Annotated in this window: 14 protein-coding genes; 11 read left to right on the top strand and 3 right to left on the bottom strand. The window is 71.7% G+C overall.

The features are described 5' to 3' along the window. Positions 1–16 precede the first annotated feature (16 nt). On the bottom strand, positions 17–2,119 hold the full coding sequence (locus LUM46_RS00685) for an alpha-glucuronidase (RefSeq protein WP_274991635.1): 2,103 nt from the start codon (positions 2,117–2,119) through the stop codon (positions 17–19). Positions 2,120–2,283: 164 nt separating this feature from the next. On the opposite strand from LUM46_RS00685, the gene LUM46_RS00680 reads away from it, so the two are divergent. Further along, positions 2,284–3,465, top strand: coding sequence for an SGNH/GDSL hydrolase family protein (locus tag LUM46_RS00680; protein WP_274991634.1), 1,182 nt, complete (start codon positions 2,284–2,286; stop codon positions 3,463–3,465). Between the two features lie 135 nt (positions 3,466–3,600). On the opposite strand, the gene uxaC is transcribed toward LUM46_RS00680, so the two are convergent. Then, positions 3,601–5,028: a glucuronate isomerase gene (uxaC, locus tag LUM46_RS00675; protein WP_274991633.1), complete on the bottom strand. Its 1,428-nt coding sequence runs from the start codon at positions 5,026–5,028 to the stop codon at positions 3,601–3,603. 131 nt (positions 5,029–5,159) lie between these two features. Here uxaC and LUM46_RS00670 point away from each other — a divergent pair, with 131 nt between their 5' ends. The 10 genes from LUM46_RS00670 (at position 5,160) to LUM46_RS00625 (ending at position 16,606) form a co-directional block, all read left to right on the top strand. Then, positions 5,160–6,173 carry a LacI family DNA-binding transcriptional regulator gene (locus LUM46_RS00670; RefSeq protein WP_274991632.1) on the top strand — a complete coding sequence of 338 codons (1,014 nt, stop codon included), beginning with the start codon at positions 5,160–5,162 and terminating at the stop codon, positions 6,171–6,173. Positions 6,174–6,228: 55 nt separating this feature from the next. Beyond that, positions 6,229–7,458 (top strand): extracellular solute-binding protein, encoded by a 1,230-nt coding sequence (locus tag LUM46_RS00665; RefSeq protein WP_274991631.1) that lies wholly within the window; start codon positions 6,229–6,231, stop codon positions 7,456–7,458. Beyond that, positions 7,459–8,589 (top strand): ABC transporter ATP-binding protein, encoded by a 1,131-nt coding sequence (locus LUM46_RS00660; protein ID WP_274991630.1) that lies wholly within the window; start codon positions 7,459–7,461, stop codon positions 8,587–8,589. It begins immediately after the preceding gene. An 88-nt stretch (positions 8,590–8,677) separates the two neighbouring features. Then, complete coding sequence (locus LUM46_RS00655) at positions 8,678–9,607, top strand: ABC transporter permease (protein ID WP_274991629.1); 930 nt, start codon at positions 8,678–8,680, stop codon at positions 9,605–9,607. Further along, complete coding sequence (locus tag LUM46_RS00650) at positions 9,607–10,461, top strand: ABC transporter permease (protein WP_274991628.1); 855 nt, start codon at positions 9,607–9,609, stop codon at positions 10,459–10,461. The genes LUM46_RS00655 and LUM46_RS00650 overlap by 1 nt, the downstream gene beginning before the upstream one ends. After that, positions 10,454–11,947 (top strand): mannitol dehydrogenase family protein, encoded by a 1,494-nt coding sequence (locus tag LUM46_RS00645; RefSeq protein WP_274991627.1) that lies wholly within the window; start codon positions 10,454–10,456, stop codon positions 11,945–11,947. The genes LUM46_RS00650 and LUM46_RS00645 overlap by 8 nt, the downstream gene beginning before the upstream one ends. Positions 11,948–12,081: 134 nt before the next feature. After that, positions 12,082–13,182, top strand: a complete 1,101-nt coding sequence (locus LUM46_RS00640) for a Gfo/Idh/MocA family protein (RefSeq protein WP_274991626.1) — start codon at positions 12,082–12,084, stop codon at positions 13,180–13,182. A 213-nt stretch (positions 13,183–13,395) separates the two neighbouring features. Beyond that, entirely contained in the window at positions 13,396–14,730 is a 1,335-nt protein-coding gene (locus tag LUM46_RS00635; protein ID WP_274991623.1) for an ABC transporter substrate-binding protein, read from the top strand. Positions 14,731–14,732: 2 nt separating this feature from the next. Continuing rightward, a complete protein-coding gene (locus tag LUM46_RS00630) occupies positions 14,733–15,722 on the top strand; it encodes a carbohydrate ABC transporter permease (RefSeq protein ID WP_274991622.1) in 990 nt (329 codons plus the stop codon). Then, positions 15,719–16,606, top strand: a complete 888-nt coding sequence (locus tag LUM46_RS00625; RefSeq protein WP_374726949.1) for a carbohydrate ABC transporter permease — start codon at positions 15,719–15,721, stop codon at positions 16,604–16,606. The genes LUM46_RS00630 and LUM46_RS00625 overlap by 4 nt, the downstream gene beginning before the upstream one ends. Positions 16,607–16,616: 10 nt before the next feature. Here LUM46_RS00625 and LUM46_RS00620 read toward each other — a convergent pair whose 3' ends face one another. After that, complete coding sequence (locus LUM46_RS00620) at positions 16,617–18,644, bottom strand: DUF2264 domain-containing protein (RefSeq protein ID WP_274991620.1); 2,028 nt, start codon at positions 18,642–18,644, stop codon at positions 16,617–16,619. Positions 18,645–18,745: the final 101 nt, after the last annotated feature.

Genomic DNA, 18,745 nt, shown 5'->3' with positions numbered 1-18,745 from the left:
CCGAGTTTCATCCGCTTCAGTAGATGGTTCGCCCGAGTTCGTCGGGGATGCCGGACTTCCGGAGGAAGTACGCACTGATCTGGTCACGCCACTCGGTCGCGCTGTGCAGCTGCTCGGCGAACCGCTCGGCCACCCGCTCGGAGAGCCGCGGGTCCACGAGCGTCGAGACGTCCGACCACGCGGCGATCATCGCCTCGACCCGTTCGACGCCCTCGAAGTGGGTGTCGTAGATGTGCTGGATCACGGTCGTCCCGCTGTGCAGCACGTGCGTGTACGGCACGTGGTGGAAGAACAGCAGCAGCTCGTCGGGGCAGGTCGACAGCGACTCGTACGTCTCGCGCCACGGCGAGGGGTACTGCCCCGCGTACCCGGTCCCCGTGCGCACGGTGCGGTCGACGCCGATCCCGTCGCGGTCCGCGAAGTGGTACGTGCCCCACGGGGTGTACTCGTACCCGTCGACGTCGGGTCCGTAGTGGTGGCCGGGCCGCACCATGAAGCCCACGCCGAGCGGCGCGGTGTACTGCTCGTACGTCTCCCAGGACCGGTCGAGCACGGTGTGCACGGCCTGCCGGACGGCGTCCGGCGCGCCCGGGAACGTGAGGCCCACCCACTCGTCGAGCAGGGTCGCGGGGTCGAGGGTCGGGTCCCAGCACAGCCGCCCGTACGCGTAGAGGTTCGCCTGGGCGAACGGGTGCCCCGTCCAGAACTCGTCGTCGCCCACGTTGGAGACTGCGGCGAAACCGCCCGCCGGCTTGCGCCACGTGCCGGTGCCGGGGTCCTCGGCGGCCTTGCCGCGGCCGGTCGCGAGGTCCGCGACGGTCGGCGACCCGCCGTCCCGGCCCGTGGGCTCCCAGAACCGGAACCCGAGGATCTGGCTCCACTGCGGCCCGAGGTACACGGCATGCTTCTGCTGGCCCGTGTACTCCTGGGTGATCTGGAGCTCGAGGGCGATCCGGGTGTGCGGCATGGCGGCCAGGACGGGCGAGACGGGCTCCCGGACCTGGAAATCGAGCGGACCGTACTTGACCTGCACGATCACGTTGTCCGAGAACGTACCGTCCAGCGGGTGGAAGTGGTCGAAGGCGGCGCGGGCGCGGTCGGTGGACCGGTCGCGCCAGTCCTGCCGGTGGTTGTAAACGAAGGCCCGCCAGTGGATCAGGCCGTCGTAGGGTTCGACTGCCGCGGCGAGCATGTTCGCGCCGTCGGCGTGGGTGCGGCCGTAGGCGAACGGGCCCGGCTGGCCCTCGGAGTCGGCCTTGACCACGAAGCCGCCGAAGTCCGGGATCGCGTCCCACACCCGCGCTGCCGCGCGTACCCACCAGTGCGCGACGTCCTGGTCGAGCGGGTCCGACGTGCCGAGGCCGCCGAGCAGGATCGGCGAGGCGAACGACACCGACAGGTGCACCCGGATGCCCCACCGCCGGAAGACGGCGGCGATCCGGACGACGTCGCCCAGGTCGTCGGTCAGCAGGTGCGCCTCGTGCTCGTGCACGTTGACGTTGTTGATCGCCACCCGGTTGATCCCGACAGCGGCCAGCAGCCGTGCGTACCGCTCCACCCGGGACAGGTCCGACCGGACGAAACCGTTGTCGTAAAAGATGGAACCGCCGGAATATCCACGTTCCACCTGGCCCATCGTGGGGTGCACGTCCACGTTGTCCCAGTGGTCGAGCATCCGCAGGTCGGTGGCGGGGGCGTGCGTCTCGTCGGCGTCCGGCCCGTCGAACGCGGCCTCGCCCAGGCGGACGACGTGGAACAGGCCGCGCAGCAGCCCGGCGTCCGTCCGCGCCTGCACGACGACGGCGCCTGCCTCCCGCGTGAACCGGAAGCTCTCGTCGGTGTCCTCGCCGTGGTCGGCGGGTGAGCTCGCGGCGGGCGAGGTCTCGGCCGGCGAGAGCGTCAGCACCAGCTCCGCGTCGGCGACGGCGTCGCCCACCTCGAGGCGCGAGAACGCACCGCCGAACCGTGCTGTCGCCGCCGCCACCTCTTCCGCGACCGTTCCCGTGAGCGCGCCGTCTCCGGCCACGACCACGCGACGGCTGCCGAGCGCGGCGAACGCGCCGTCGGGCAGCCAGGCCGCGTGGGGGGCGGCGGTCGAACGCTGAGTGTCACCGGTCATGGGTCGTCCCGTCCGTCTTGCGGTTGATGTGCATATATGTGGCGTTGTGCTTGAACTGTGCCTCAGCGAGCTGGCTCAGGTCTACTCCCGGTCCGGGTTCCTCACCAGGATGCAGCAGGCCCGCCGTCCGGCGCCCGGCAGCCCGCCGCCCATACGCTGTGGGCATGACCGCCCGGCTGCTCCAGCACACCACCCCTGTGACCGCCGACCTGCTGCGCGGCGCCCCCGAGCTCGAGCAGACACCGTCCGGCGTCCGGGTGCACCGGCTGCCGGCCTGGGCGCGGACCCAGGCCGCCGACCCCCAGCTCGCCATGGCCGAGTCCCAGCCCTCCGGGGTGCGACTGGCCTTCACGACCGCCGCCACGAGCATCGAGCTGCGCGCGCTCGCGACCCGGTTCGGCTTCCGCGGCGCTCCGGCCAGGCCGCTCGGCGTCTTCGACCTGGTGGTCGATGGCCGCCCTGCCGGGCACGGCAGCCTCGCGGCGGCCACCGTCGTGACCATCGACATGGCCACGGGCGCCCGCGAGGTCGAGCAGGGCGGCGTCGACGGCGTCCGGTTCGACGAGCTGCCGGACGGCGAGAAGTCCGTCGAGCTCTGGCTGCCCCACAACGAGACCGTCGAGCTCGTCGAGCTGCGCACCGACGCCCCGGTGCGCCCCTCGCCGGAACGGCGGCCCGTGTGGCTGCACCACGGCAGCTCGATCAGCCAGGGCTCCAACGCGGTGCGGCCCACGGGCACGTGGCCCGCGGTGGCCGCGGCGCTCGGCGGGGTCGACCTCGTCAACCTCGGGTTCGGTGGCAGCGCGCTGCTCGACCCGTTCACCGCACGTGTCATGCGTGACACCTCCGCCGACCTGATCAGCCTGAAGATCGGCATCAACATCGTGAACGCCGACCTCATGCGCCTGCGCGCCTTCGGCCCCGCCGTCCACGGGTTCCTCGACACCGTCCGCGACGGCCATCCGGACACGCCGCTGCTGGTGGTCTCACCCATCCTCTGCCCGATCCACGAGGACACGCCAGGCCCCGGCGCCTTCGACACCGCGGCTCTCGCCGAGGGGCAGCTGCGGTTCCGCGCCACGGGCGACCCGGCCGAGCGGGCGGCGGGCAAGCTCACCCTCACCGTGATCCGCGAGCACCTCGCCCGCATCGTGGCGGAGCGCGCGGGCGACGACCCGAACCTGCACCACCTCGACGGCCGCGCGCTGTACGGCCCCGCCGACGCCGACGAGCTGCCCCTGCCCGACCGGCTCCACCCGGACGACGCCACGCACCGCCGCATCGGCGAACGCTTCGCGGCGCTGGCCTTCGCCGAGGCTGCTCCGCTGGCCCCGCCCCGCAGCTGACCCGCCGCCCCGGCACGGCCCACCCACCCTCTTCGAGGTCTAAGTTTTCTCCGCTCTGAAACGCTTCAGAGGGGAGAAAACTTAGACCTCGAAGAGGGCGGGTCGGCACGGGTCGGCCAGTCGGCGCGGGCCCGCTCAGCGGGCCGCGTAGGCCAGCTTCGGCAGGTGATAGGCCAGGTCGGCCGCGGTGTCGAGCGCCTCGTCCAGCTCGAGCCGGTGCTCGGCCACCAGGCGGGCCAGGTAGCCGGCGTCCACCCGGCGGGCCAGGTCGTGGCGCGCGGGGATCGAGCAGAACGCGCGGGTGTCGTCGACGAAGCCCGACATGTTCGAGAAGCCCGCGGTCTCCGTGGCCGCCTCCCGGAACCGGCGCATCGCGTCCGGCGCGTCCAGGAACCACCACGGCGCCCCGAGCCGGAGCGCCGGGTACACGCCCGCCAGCGGCGCCAGCTCCCGCGAGTACACGTCCTCGTCCACGGTGAAGGCGATCATCCGGAAGCTCTCCGAGCTGCCGAACGCCTCCAGCACGGGCCTCAGGCCGTGCGCGAACTCGGTCACGACGGGGATGTCGTACCCCTTGTCGGGTCCGAACGTGGCGGCGACCGCCGGGTCGTGATCCCGCAGCACGCCCGGGTGGAGCTGCATGACCAGGCCGTCCTCCGCGGACATCGCCGCCATCTGGAACAGCATGTGCGCGGAGAAAGCCGCCTCCTCCGCCGTGCTGATCCCCGAGCCGTCCGTGCCGCCCTTCAGCGCCTTCTCGAACAGGTTGCGCGCGGCGTCGTCGGGCAGCGGGGTGGTGTCCGCGCTGAGGTGGCCGTGGTCGGTGGCCAGGCCGCCGGCCGCGACGAAGGCGGCACGGCGCTCGCGGAGCGCCGCCAGGTAGCCGGTGTAGGTGTCGGTGGCGATGCCCGACGCCGCGGCGAGCCGCTCCAGGTCACCCTGCCAGGTCCGGCGCGCGGGGTGCAGCAGCGGGTCCGGGCGGAAGGTCGGCAGCACGCGGCCCGGCAGGTCGACGGCAAGGCGGGCGTGGTCCTCGAGGGTGCTCCACGCCGGGTCGGTGGTGCCGATGGTCTCGATGCCGAACCGGTCGAGGAGGGCGCGCGGCCGGAAGGACGGGTCGGCGAGGCACTCCGCGATCTGGTCGTAGACCTGGTCGGCGGTCTCGGCGGACGGCCGCACCGTCACGCCGAAGATCTCGACGAGCTCGTGCTCCAACCAGTACCGCGTGGGCGTGCCCCGGAAGTGCTTCCAGCCCCCGCAGAAACGCCGGAAGATCTCGCGGGGGTCCGACTCGAGGCCGGGAGTGTCCGCCGGGCCCACCCCCAGCTCGGGCAGCTTCGCGCCCTGCGACACGAGCATCCGCGTCAGGTAGTGGTCGGGCACCACGAGGAGCTGGGCGGGGTCGGGGAACGGCTCGTCGTCCGCGAAGGCGGCGACGTCGACGTGGCCGTGCATCGACACGATCGGGAGGTCCCGCACCGCCTGGTAGATCTCGCGGGCGATCGGCCGCGTCACAGGGTCGGCGGGCAGCGCTCGGTCGGGGTGCAGGGTCCATGGGGTCATTCGTGTGCTCCTGGCGTCATTGCCTGGCCGGTGCGGTATCGGCCGGACGGAGGATGGGTGCGAACGTTTGCACTCTAACCTAGGGTAGAGTGCAAACGTTTGCAGCGTCGCAACGGTCACAAGGAGGTGCCATGGTCACGGTGCACGACGTCGCTCGCGCCGCCGGAGTCTCGATCTCCACGGTGTCGCGCGCCCTCGCGTCTCCCGAACGGGTCGCCGCGGAGACCCGTGACCGCGTGACGCGTGTGGCGGCGGAGCTGGGCTACCGGCCGAACCATGCGGCGAGCGGCCTGCGGATGGGGCGCACGCACGCCGTCGGCCTGCTGGTACCCGACCTCGAGAACCCCTACTTCGCGACGGTGACCAAGGCGGTACAGGCACACGCCCGCGCGGAGGGCTACGAGGTCTTCGTGGCCGACTCCGACGAGGACCCCGACGTCGAGGCCGAGCTGATCGACGCCCTCGCCGCCCGGACGGACGGCCTGCTCGTGGCCTCGCCACGGTCGGGCGACGCGGAGCTGCGTGCGGCGCTGAACGGCGTGACCGCGGTCCTGGCCAGCCGGGAGCTGGTCGGCGGCACGGCCGACGCCACGGCGCCGGAGATCCCGTCCGTCTCGGTGGACGACGCCGACGGCGTCGCTCAGGCGCTCGGGCATCTCTCGGCGCTCGGGCACCGGAGGGTGGGCGTGGCCGCCGGTCCGGCATCGTCCTGGTCGGGCGGACGCCGGGTCGCCGGGCTGGCCGTCGCCGCCGAGCAGCGGGACGTCGAGCTCGTGGAGCTCGGTAGCTTCCAGCCCTACTTCGCCGGCGGCACCCAGGCGGCCGACCACGCCGTCGCGAGCGGCGTCACCGCCGTCGTCGCGTTCAACGACCTCATGGCGCTCGGCATCCTGGACCGGCTGCGGCACCGCGGTGTCGACGTGCCGGGCGAGATGTCGGTGGTGGGGTTCGACGACGTCCAGCTCGCCACGCTGGTCTCACCGGCCCTCACGACGGTGCACGCGCCGCTCGCCCGCCTGGGCCGGCGCGCCGTCGACCTGCTGCTCGCCCGCCTGCGCGGCGGGACCCCAGCCAGCTCGCAGCTCCCCGTGGAGCTCACGATTCGCGGGTCCACAGGACCCGTCCCTGCCGGGCCGGTCGACTGACGCCCGACCCGGCGACACACCCTGGGCGATGGAGCCCGAGAGAGAGGAAGGCACTATGCGAACCTCGAAGAAGGCCATGGCGCTCGTCGGCGTCGCGGCACTGACCCTGCTGACCGCGTGCGCGCCGCCGGCATCCCAAGGGGGCGAGGGCGGTGCCGCCGTCAGCGACCCCGCCGACGTCCCGGACACGCCCTCCGAGCCCGTCACCCTGAACATCCTCGACGTCGCGGGCAACCAGCGGCTCACCGAGGGCATGGTCGACGAGTTCGTCGAGAACAACCCGGACGTCATCGAGTCCGTCACCTGGGAGACGGGCGGCGCGCCCGACGTCACCGGCCTCGTCAAGCCGCAGGTCGACAGCGGGAACCTGTCGATCGACGTCGTGTTCACCGGCAACGACGGGCTGGCTGCCGGCATCAGCCAGGACCTGTGGCTGCCGATCGTGGACGACTACGGCGACCGCGTGTCGAACCAGGAGAACTACCTGGAGCCCGCCGCCAAGATGCAGGAGCTCGCCCAGGGCTTCGGCGTGGTGACGACGTACTACCCGTCGGGGCCGCTGCTGCAGTACAACCCCGACGTCGTCGACACGCCGCCGGCCACCCCGGAGGAGCTGCTGGAGTGGGCGGAGGCCAACCCCGGCAAGTTCGGGTACGCCCGCCCCGCGAACTCCGGCCCCGGGCGCACGTTCCTCATGGGCCTGCCCTACATCCTGGGGGACGAGGACCCGACCGACCCCGAGAACGGCTGGGACAAGACCTGGGCGTACCTCAAGGAGCTCGGCCAGCACGTCGACACCTACCCCACGGGTACGGGGCAGGTGGTGACGAACATGGCCGACGGCACCTGGGCCATGGTCCCCACGACCACCGGCTGGGAGATCGCGCCGCGTGCCGAGGGGCAGCTCCCGAACACGCTGGAGGCCGCCGCGCTCGACGACTTCACCTGGGTGACCGACGCGCACTACGCGGCGATCCCGAAGGGACAGAGCGCGGACAAGATCAGCGCGATCATGCTCCTGCTGCAGGACATGCTCACCCCGGAGCAGAACGCCAAGGCGTACGACGCCGGCTACTTCTACCCCGGACCGGCCGTCGAGGGCGCCACGCTCGACCTCGCGCCGCAGGCATCGCAGGACGTGATCGAGGAGTTCGGCCGTCCTGAGTTCGACGAGCTCATCGAGTCGCAGGACGCCGTGGTGCCGCTCGACGCCGAGTCGATGGTGACCGCGTTCGACATCTGGGACCGCGAGGTCGGCGGCGGCAAGGTAGAGGAAGAGGCCTGAGTGAGTGACTTCGATTCCCTGGAGCTGCGCGGCGTCGGCCGGCGGTTCGGCGGGGTGGACGCGCTGTCCGGGCTGGACCTGACGATCAAGTCCGGCGAGTTCGTCGCCCTGCTGGGACCGTCGGGCTGCGGCAAGTCGACGGCGCTGAACTGTCTCGCGGGCCTGCTCCCGCTGACGCACGGCGAGATCCTGCTCGACGGCAAGCGCATCGACACGCTGCCACCGGAGCGGCGCGGGTTCGGGATGGTGTTCCAGTCCTACGCGCTGTTCCCGCACCTGTCCGTGGAGAAGAACGTCGCGTTCGGCCTGCAGATGCAGGGCCGGCCGCGCGCGGAGATCGAATCGCGGGTGCGCGAGGCGATCAAGCTCGTCAAGCTCGACGAGCACGCCAAGAAGCTCCCGGGCCAGCTCTCGGGCGGGCAGCAGCAGCGTGTCGCCATCGCCCGCGCGGTGGTGCTCGAGCCGTCGCTCGTGCTCATGGACGAGCCCCTGTCGAACCTCGACGCGAAGCTCCGCCTCGACATGCGCACCGAGATCCGGCGGCTGCACCAGTCGCTCGGGCTCACCACGATCTACGTCACGCACGACCAGGAGGAGGCACTGTCCCTGGCCGACCGCCTGGTCGTCATGCGGGAGGGCCGCGTGCAGCAGGTGGGCACGCCGGACGAGCTCTACGAGAGCCCGACGAGCTGGTACGTCGCGGACTTCATGGGGTACCGGAACATCCTGCCCGCCACCGTCGTGTCGGTGTCCGGGGGCGAGGCGGTCGTCCAGCTCCCCGGGACCGCCGACGGCGGGGCCCGGCTCACCGGGAGCGCCGTCGGTGTCCTGAGCGCGGGGGACAGCGTGCGGGTGGCGATCCGCCCCGACGACTTCGTGGTCGCGCAGGACCCGCCCGGTTCGGCCGGCGCGGGCACTGTTCCCGGCACCGTTCCCGGCACCGTCTCGGTGGTCGAGTACCACGGCCGCGAGCACGCCGTCGGTGTGCAGACGGGCGACACGATGCTGCACGCACGGACGCCCGTGGCCCCCCAGGTCGGCGGCTCGGTCTGGCTGACGGCGCCCGTCGAGCGGGTGCTGGTGTTCCCGGACTCGTTGGACGCCGTCGTGCCGGTGGAGGTGGCGGCATGACGCGCGATCTCGGTTGTGGGCGCGACCGATGCGCCGACGTGTCCGGCAGAGGCGCAACGATCGCGCTCCCAGCCCAGGGGTCGAGAACGTGAGCGGCGTCGGCGGACAGCAGACGGGGCGGGCGACCGCGAGCCTGCGGCACCGCCTGGCCGAGCGGGGCATCGACCCGACGCTGCTCCTGCTCGTGCCCGGCCTGGTCGTGGCGCTCGCCCTGTTCGTGTACCCGTTCTCGTACGGGATCGGGCTCACCGTCCAGCCCACCGCGGCGATGCAGGAGCAGTGGGGCGGCGGGATCCTCGCCAACTACGTGGCGTTCTTCCGCGATCCGTTCGTGTTCGACTCCGTCTGGCTCACCATGCGGCTCGCGCTGCCGGCCGCGCTGTTCAACGTGCTCGCGTCGGTGCCGGTGGCGATGGTGCTGCGGCACCGGTTCCGCGGCAAGCGGCTGCTGACTTCCCTGCTGGTCCTGCCCATCACGCTGGGCACCGTGCTCACGGCGCAGGGGCTGCTGATCTTCGCCGGGCGTCAGGGCTGGATCAACCGGGCGCTGCTGGAGATCGGCCTCATCGACGAGCCGCTCAAGCTGGTGAACAACTACCTGGGCGTCATGTTCTCCCTGGTGATCACCGGTTTTCCGTTCGCGTTCCTGCTGATCTCGTCGTACCTGTCGGGCATCGACCCGTCACTCGAACGGGCGGCCAAGACGCTCGGCGCCGGCTGGTGGCAGCGGTTCCGGCGGATCATCCTGCCCCTGCTGGCGCCAGGCCTCGCCACCACGTTCGTGCTGACGTTCGTGCTCGCGTTCTCCGTGTTCCCGTCCGCACGGCTTGTCGGTGACGCCATGGGCGAGACCCGGGTCATGTCACTCATGGCGTTCCGGGCGTTCGGCGAGCAGAACGACTACGCGATGGCGTCCACCATCGCGCTGATGATGGGCGCGGTCGAGCTGCTCGTCGTGGCGGCCGTGCTGGGTCTGCGGTCGCTGCTGTACCGAGGGACTACCGGAGGGAAGGGCTGATGGCCGTCTCAACGCTGGAGCGGCCGCTCGCCGCCCGGCCGTCCACCTGGTTCGTGTGGGCCGGCATGGCCGCGTTCGCGGTGTTCCTGCTGGGCATCCTCATCGCGGTGGTCGTCGACTCGTTCGGCCGCCAGTGGTTCGACACCTGGTTCCCCGAAGGGCTGACCACCGACCGCTACACGGAAGCCTGGGACCGGTTCGCCCTGGGCGAGGTGGTGGGCGTCACCGTCTTTGTGGCCGTGACCGTCGTGGTCGTCTCCGTACTGGTGGGCGTGCCTGCCGCGTACGTGCTGGCCCGTCGCGACTTCCCGGGCAAGCGCGCCGTCATGCTCCTGTTCCTGCTGCCGGTGCTCATGCCGCCCATCACGTACGGCATCCCGCTCGCGACGGTCATGTACTCCTTCGGGCTCGGGCGCACGCTGACCGCCGTCGTGCTGGTCAACCTCGTGCCGTCCGTGCCGTTCGTGATCCTGACGATGACCCCGTTCATCGAGCAGATCAACCCCGCCATCGAGTCGGCGGCCCGGATGTGCGGGGCGCGGACCCGCCAGGTGTTCACGCGCGTCCTCGCCCCGCTGCTCGTGCCAGGTATCCTCGCCGCGGCGATCCTCGTACTCGTCCGGACCGTCGGGCTGTTCGAGCTGACGTTCCTCGTGTCCGGTCCTGGATCGGACACACTCGTCGTGGCGATCTACCGTGGCATGACATCCGCCGGCGGTGGCGAGGCGAGACAGCTCATCTCGGCCATGTCGGTGATCTACACCGCGACCATGCTGGTCATGCTCGTGGTGGCGCTGCGGTTCGTGAACCCGACGCAGCTCGTGGCACAGGTGAAGGAGACACGCGATGACTGACGACCGCCTGCACCGGGACAACGTCCCCGTGGGCATCGACGCGCCGGTGATGCCGACGGCGGTGGGCATCGTCCACCTCGGCATCGGGGCGTTCCACCGGGCTCACCAGGCCGTCTATACCGAACGCGCGGCGATCGCCACGGGGGACACCTCGTGGGGCATCCTCGGCGTGACCCAGCGGTCCGCGACGGTCCGCGACCAGCTCCGTCCTCAGGGCGGCGTGTACGCGGTGCTGACGGCGGGCGAGCAGGAGTCGTCGGTCGAGCTGATCGGCTCGGTCGTCGACGTCGCCTATCCCGCCGAGGAGACCGAGCGGGTGCTGGCGACGCTCGCGGCGCCGACCACCCACGTGGTGACGCTGACCATCACGGAGAAGGGGTACGCCCGGCGACCGGACGGGTCCCTCGACCTGGACGCTGTGGCGGGGGACCTCGAGGCGCTCCGGGCCGACGCCCGCGGGGAGACCTCCGTCCGTGCGGCCGGCTCGGCGATCGGGCTCCTGGTGCGCGGCCTCGCGGCACGCGCGGCCTCCGGCGCCCCGATCACCGTACTGACCTGCGACAACATGGTGGACAACGGACGGGTGCTCGAACGCCTGCTGCGCCAGGCGGCGGACGCCGGTCTCCCGGGCACGGAGGGAGACACCCTGCGTGGGTTCCTCGACGCCCGGGTCACGTTCCCGTGCTCCATGGTCGACCGGATCGTGCCCGCGACGACGCCGGAGCAGCGCGACCACGTCGCGCAGGCACTCGGTGTGCGGGACGAAGGGCTCGTGGTCGGCGAACCGTTCGCGCAGTGGGTCATCGAGGACCGGTTCGCCGGCCCGCGCCCCGCGTGGGAGGCCGCCGGCGCCACACTCACCAAGGACGTCGCGCCGTTCGAGCAGGCCAAGCTGCGGCTGCTCAACGGGACGCACTCGCTCGTCGCGTACTCCGGGTGGCTCGCCGGGCACGCGACCATCGCGGCGGCGGTGACCGACCCGGTGATCGCGCAGCGTGCCAGGCAGTATCTCTTCGAGGACGCGCTGCCGACGCTCACCGCGCCCGACGGCCTGGACCTGCACCAGTACGGCGAGCAGATCCTTGCCCGGTTCGCCAACCCGCACACCGGGCACACCACCGCGCAGGTGGCGATGGACGGCACGCAGAAGATCCCGTTCCGGTGGGGCGGTGTCCTCGCGGACGCGCTCGCCGACGGCCGGGAGCCGGCGGGCGTGGCGTTCGGCCTGGCCGCCTGGGCCGAGTTCGTCCGACGCCGGACGCGCTCCGGAGAGGGTGTGGACGACCCCCGGGCGGAGGAACTGGCCGCGGTGGTCACTGCCTTCGAGGTGCCGGGCGGCGCCGACGGCCTGGGCGACGTCGAAGGCCTGGCCGGCGCCGAGGAGGACGTCCGGGCGCTGCTCGGGCTGCCGGGGCTGCTGCCCGAGAGCACGCCGGAGAGCTTCCTGGACGCGGTGGCCGCGGAGATCGGCGCGGTCAACCGCTGACCCGCGCCCGTCGTTGAGTGCGGGATATTTGTTGTCTCAGCCCGCTCGGTTGGACAAATATCCCGCACTCAATGGTGCCTGGTACGGTCTGAACTGCGAGTGAATCGATTCATCGTCGACGAGGACGGAGAGACATGAGAGTCACGATCCTGGGTACGGGTGCCATCGCCGGAGCCCACGCGGAGGCGATCGCCGGGTTGCCGGAGCACGGCGTGGACGCCGTGCTGGCCCACGCGCTCGACATCGACCCGGCCCGGGCGGAGGAGTTCGCGCGGAAGCACGGCGTCGCCGGATACGGCACCGACCTGGCCGGCGTGCTCGCCGACACCGACGTGCTGCACGTGTGCACCCCACCGGGCGCCCACGTGGCCGCCGCGGTGGCCGCGCTCGAGGCCGGCGTGCACGTGGTGGTGGAGAAGCCGGCCACCCTCTCCCTCGCGGAGCTCGACCAGATCGCGGAGGCCGAGGCGGCCTCGACGGCTACCTTCACGCAGGTGGTGCAGCACCGGTTCGGGCACGGGCTGCGCCAGCTCCGCCGGCTGCTCGACGACGGCGCGCTGGGTCGCCCGCTCGTGGCGACCTGCGACACCCTGTGGTTCCGTGCGCCCGAGTACTTCGAGGTGCCGTGGCGCGGCCGGTGGGACACGGAGGGCGGCGGGCCCACGATGGGCCACGGCATCCACCAGTTCGACCTGCTGCTGGCGGTCCTCGGCCCGTGGTCCGAGGTGACGGCGATGGCCGGGCGGCTCGCCCGGCACGTGGACACCGAGGACGTGTCGATGGCGATCGTCCGCTTCGCCAACGGCGCGATGGCGACCGTCACCAACTCCCTGCTGTCCCCGCGCGAGACGTCTGACCTGCGGTTCGACACCGAGGCGGCCACCGTCGAGCTGTCGCACCTGTACGGGTACGGCGACGCCGACTGGACGTTCACGCCGGCGAAGGGGCGGGACGACGTCGCGCAGCTGTGGCAGCCGGACGCCACGGCGCTGCCGTCCGGGCACCTGGCCCAGCTCGTGCCGACCTACCGGGCCCTCGCCGCGGGCGAGGCGCCCCCGGTCACCGTGGCCGACGTGCGCGGCACGCTCGAGCTGGTCGCCGCGATCTACCGGTCGGCGTTCACCGGCGCGGTGGTTCGCGCGGGTGAGATCCGGCCGGGTGATCCCTTCCACGAGTCCATGCGCGGTACCGGCCCTGCGTGGGCGCCCGTGAAGGACGTCGGCGCTCGTTCCTGACCGGTGGGCGCAGCTCCGCGCCCACCCTGCGCCCACCCCATGTCCGCTGCGTCCGCCCCGGTCGACCATGCGCCGACCTGTATCGATGCACTTCGTTACGAATTCCTGACCTCAGGCCCTGGACAACGCTTCCCGGAGCGGTATTGTATCGATTCAGTCGGCCGTCGAGGATGCAGCCGGCGTGCCAACAGCAGTACGAGCAAGGAGGCTCACGTGGTCCGCACACGAACCACCGCCAGGAAGGCCGCCGTCCACGCCACGGCCCTCGCGGCGGCATCAGCACTCGCCCTCTCCGCCTGCTCGGGAGGCGGCAGCGCCGCCTCCTCGGCCGAGGCCGCGCCCGTCGCCACCGACCGGGACATCGAGCTGTCCCTCGTCTGGTGGGGGGACGACGACCGTGCGTCCCGGTACGAGGAAGCGGTGACGCTGTTCGAGGAGAAGTACCCGAACATCGACGTCTCGACCCAGTTCCAGGCGTGGGACGACTACTGGACCACCCGCACCACCGAGGCGGCCGGCCAGACCCTGCCCGACGTCTTCCAGATGGACCTCGCCTACATCCACCAGTACGCGTCGAACAACCAGCTGCTCGACCTGTCGAGCCAGGTCGGCGTCAACCTGGAGACCGGCGACTACGACGAGACCCTGCTCGGCTCGGGTGCGGTGAACGGCGGGCAGTTCGGTGTCCCGACCAGCACCAACACGCTCGGCATGTTCTACCACCAGGACCTGCTGGACGAGCTGGGCGTCGAGCCGCCCGCGGAGGGCCTGACCTGGGACGAGTACGACGCCTGGATCCGTGAGGTCAGCGAGGCGGGCGCCGACCACGACCCGCAGATCTATGGTGGCGGCGACTACACGGGCACCCTCTGGCTGTTCATCCAGTGGCTGCTCCAGCAGGGCAAGACGGCGTTCGCGGAGGACGGCACGCCGGCCTTCGAGAAGGCGGACCTGGTCGCCTGGGTCGAGCGCACCCAGCCGCTGCGGGACGACGGTGTGTTCTTCCCGATCGAGCGGACGAAGCAGGTCGAGCCGCTCACCGGCATGCAGGTGAACGAGTCGGTCACCGAGCTCACCTGGGACAACATGCTGGCCGGGTACGCGGCCGGCGCGGGCACGGAGAACCTCGGCCTGCTGCCGGTGCCCACGGGCGCCGAGGGCTCGCAGCAGTTCTGGAAGCCGTCGATGCTGCTCGCGTCGTCGGCGAACACGCAGGAGCCGGACGCCGCGGCCGCGCTGATCGACTTCCTGGTCAACGACCCGGAGGTGGGCAAGATCTTCGGCACGTCGAAGGGCGTGCCCGCCGTGCCGGCCCAGAAGGACGCGATGGAGCTGGAGGACGGCTCGATCGACCAGAAGATCGTCACCTACGAGGAAGAGGTGGCCGACCGGGTCACGGCCGATACGCCTCTCCCGGGCGAGGGCTACGGCGTGGTCGAGGCCGAGTTCAAGCGCCTCGGCGAGGAGCTCGCGTACGGCAACGTCACGGCGGAAGAGTTCGCCGACCAGTGGTTCCAGAGCGCCGAAGCGAACCTCGGCGGGCAGTGAGCATGTCAGCTACGACGACCGAGCGCGGCCGCCAGGCTGGGCGCGGCAGCGCGCGGGGGAAGACGACCCAGTCGTCCCCCGCGCGGGGCGGCGCCGCCAAGCCGCCGCGCAGCCGGGCCGAGACGCGTGCCGGCTACGCGTTCCTGTCCCCGTGGCTGCTCGGGTTCGGGCTGCTGACCGCCGGCCCGATGCTGATGTCGCTGTACCTGGCGTTCACGGACTACAACCTGTTCCGGGCGCCGGAGTTCGTCGGCATCGACAACTTCACCGCCTTGTTCGCCGACCCGCGCTTCCTCAAGTCGGCGCAGGTCACCGCGATCTACGTGTTCGTGGGTGTGCCGGTCAAGCTGGCCGCCGCCCTGGCGGTGGCGCTGCTCCTGAACGCGAAGCACCGCGGGCAGGGCGCCTACCGCTCGATGTTCTACGCGCCCTCGCTCATCGGGGCCAGCGTCTCCGTGGCGATCGTGTGGCGCGCCATGTTCATCGACGACGGCGTCGCCGACCGGGTCCAGCAGTTCTTCGGCCTGCCCGGCGGTGGCTGGGTGGGCAACCCCGACATGACCATGCCGATGATGATCCTGCTGGCGGTATGGCAGTTCGGCGCCCCCATGGTGATCTTCCTGGCCGGGCTCAAGCAGATCCCCGCCGAGCTCCACGAGGCGGCCGCGGTGGACGGCGCGGGGCCGATCCGGCGCTTCGTGTCGGTGACGATCCCGATGCTGTCCCCCGTGCTGTTCTTCAACCTGCTGCTCGAGACCATCGGCGCGTTCCAGGTCTTCAGCTCGGCCTTCATCATCTCCGGCGGCACCGGCGGTCCCGCCGACTCGACGCTGTTCTACACGTTCTACCTCTACATCAAGGGCTTCACGGAGTTCCGCATGGGGTACGCCTCGGCCATGGCCTGGGTGCTCGTGCTCGTCGTCGGGATCATCACTGCCATCCTGTTCCGCACCTCGCGTGCGTGGGTCCACTACACGGGAGACGTGCGATGACAACTGCGATGACAACGGCGAGTGCTGCCGCGAGCGCGGTCGCGAAGCGAAAGAAGCGCACCAGCTCGGTGGTCTTCCACGTGCTCGTGCTCGCGATCGCGGTCGTGATCCTGTATCCGGGCCTGTGGATGGTGATGAGCTCGTTCAAGCCGAACGGCGACATCGTCGGCAACGTGAACCTGTGGCCCGAGACGTGGACGCTGGACAACTACGCGTCGGCGCTCGGCGGGATCGGCGGGGTCCCGTTCTGGTCCTTCGTCCTCAACTCGCTGATCCTTGCTGTCGGTTCGGTGGTCGGCATCGTGCTGTCGGCCACCGTGTCGGCCTACGCGTTCGCGCGCATCAACTTCCCCGGCCGCGGGGTGTACTTCGCCATCATGATCGGCACGATGCTGCTGCCGTTCCACGTGGTGATCATCCCGCAGTACATCCTGTTCAACTCGATGGGCATGGTGAACACGTTCCTGCCGCTGCTGGCCCCGAAGTTCCTGGCCACCGAGGCGTTCTTCGTGTTCCTCATGGTGCAGTTCCTGCGTGGGCTGCCCCGCGAGCTCGACGAGGCCGCGCGGATCGACGGGTGCGGCCACTGGGGGATCTTCCGGCTGGTGCTGCTCCCGCTGATGCGGCCGGCCGTGATCACCAGCTCGATCTTCGCCTTCATCTGGTCGTGGAACGACTTCCTCGGGCCGCTGCTCTACCTCAAGCAGCCCGACACGTACCCGCTGCCGATCGCGCTCCGGATCTACGTGGACCAGACCTCGGTGTCCGACTACGGCGCGCAGATGGCCATGGCCGTGCTCGCGCTCGTGCCGGTGCTGCTGTTCTTCGTGCTGTTCCAGCGGTATCTCGTCGACGGTGTCGCCACGCAGGGCCTCAAGGGCTGACCCGCCTGGGTCACGGGGCAGGGCTGGTGGGTCCGTCGACGACGTCCACCAGCCCGCCCCGCCAGCGGACGGCGACCCGGGTGCGGTCGGCGTCGGGCAGCCGCGTCACCGACTCGACGGCGTGCAGGTCGAGCGGCGACGAGGCCCCGGTCAGCACGACGAGCGCCGCGCCCACCTCCCCGGGAGCCACGGGCCGGCTGCTGCGCAGCCACGGGGTCGCCGACGCCGCTCCCAGCGGGTCGGCCCCCAGCCGTCGCCTGGTCCCGGGCACACCGAGCCCGGTCAGCGCCTTGACGAGCGAGGACAGCCCGTCGGGTCGCGCGACGCGCACCCAGTCCGCACCCGTCTCGACGGTCAGCCGGGCCGCGTCCGGCGCGGCCAGTGCCCAGCCACCCACCTGCAGGCTCCACGGGCCGACCTCGCGTGGCCACGCCGCGCCGTCGACGTCCGTACCGTTCCCGGGCACGCCGTCCGGCACGTCCTGGAGGTACCAGCCGATGCGGACCTCGAACCGGCCGCGCACCACCGACGCGGTGACCAGGCGTGGCCCACGGCGCATCGCCACCCAGGTGGCGGCACCGCCGTCCGACGCCGCACCGGGAAGGTCCAGCCAGTGCACCCGCGACCACGAGGTGGCCACGTGATCGCCGAGCGCCAGCCGGTCGACGCCGTCGCGGTGGGACGGGGTGCCGTCGGCGTCGAGCAGCGCGACGTGCGACTCGACGGGAGCGGCGATCGCGTCCTGCGAGAGCTGGGGCGAGACCAGGTTGGCGTAGGCGGTCCGGCGGTAGAACGGGTCGTCGGCGCGGGGCTCCGCCGCGTGCTCCAGGAGGCGGTCCGAACCGTGGTTGACGATGCGGACGAGGCCGTCCTCCGGCGTGCTGGAGACGAGCCAGCCCGGTGCGCGCAGCGGCACCACCGCGCCGTCGTGCCAGGCTTCGGGCGTCTCGGGCTCCGCCGTCCAGACGGCGTGGTCCGGCGGGAGCAGCAGGCCGAGGAATCCCTTGCTCGCCCAGTACGGCGACGCCGCCCCGGTGTACAGCTGCCGGACCCGGTCGTAGCGGTGGTGCCAGCCGATCGGCAGGAGGCCGTGCTCGTCGACCGACCCGGCGGCCAGGAAGTGCTCGGCGACGGCGCCCGTCAGTGCGCGGGTCTCGCCCGGTGCGAGCGGCGTCGCGTCCGCCAGGGCGCCCGCCCAGAACGGGGCGAGCATGCCCAGCCGGTAGGTGGCCGACCGGCCCTGCAGGAGGGGCGCGCCGGTCGAGCCCACCAGGTGCCGGGCCTGGCCGAGGTAGGCGTGCAGCCGGTCGGCGTGCCGTCGCGCCAGCGGACGGTCCTGGATGCGGGCGTGCAGCACGGGGTAGAAGTGCCAGGCCCAGCCGGCGTACCAGTCGAAGGACTGCCGCCGCCCGTCCCGGCCGTGCCCGTCGGAGTACCAGCCGTCGCCCACGTACAGGCGCTCCTGGAGCTCCTCGTTGCGGTCGAGGTCGGCCTGGTCCCACGGTCCGCCGACCGACACGAGGAACTCCTCGATGATGTTCTGGAACCAGATCCAGTTGTTGCGGTACCCGCGGGTGCCGACGATCCCGGCCAGCCAGTCGACCGTGCGCTCCTGCGCGGCCGGGTCGAGCCGGTCCCAGAGCCACTCCCGGGTCTCGGACAGCGCCACCGCGACGGAGGCTGCCTCGACGACCGCCTGCCGCCGCTCGTCGATCCGGGGCCAGCGCTCGGGGTGAGCGGGGTCGGTGCCGTGCCGCAGACCGTCGGCGTAGCGCTCCAGGAGCCTGTGCGGGTCGTCGCCGTCCTCACCCCGCAGACGGAACGCGGCGAGCAGGAACGTGCGGGCGTAGCCCTCGAGCCCGTCGCTCCATCCGCCCGAGGCGCTGACGGGCCCGGGCAGCCGGATGAGCGAGCGGCCGGGGGAGGCGTGCGCGGCCGTCGCGTCGAGCAGCTGGTCGGCAGTGGTCAGCCAGCGGTCGCGCGTCCAGCGCTGAGCAGGCCGGAGGGCGGTGTGGTGGGCGGTGTCAGGACTCGTCACTGCGGGAGTCTCATCGACCCGGGTGAGCGGTGCGTCCGATCGGACATTTCCGCTCAAGCACCAACCACCTTGGGTTGTGAGCGCGATCGGTGCGATCTCCC

The organism is Promicromonospora iranensis (genome assembly GCF_028994805.1).
GTDB classification, from domain to species: Bacteria; Actinomycetota; Actinomycetes; order Actinomycetales; family Cellulomonadaceae; genus Promicromonospora; species Promicromonospora iranensis.
The sequence above is the reverse complement of the archived record's forward strand: the minus strand, read 5'-3'. Positions and strand labels throughout refer to the sequence as shown.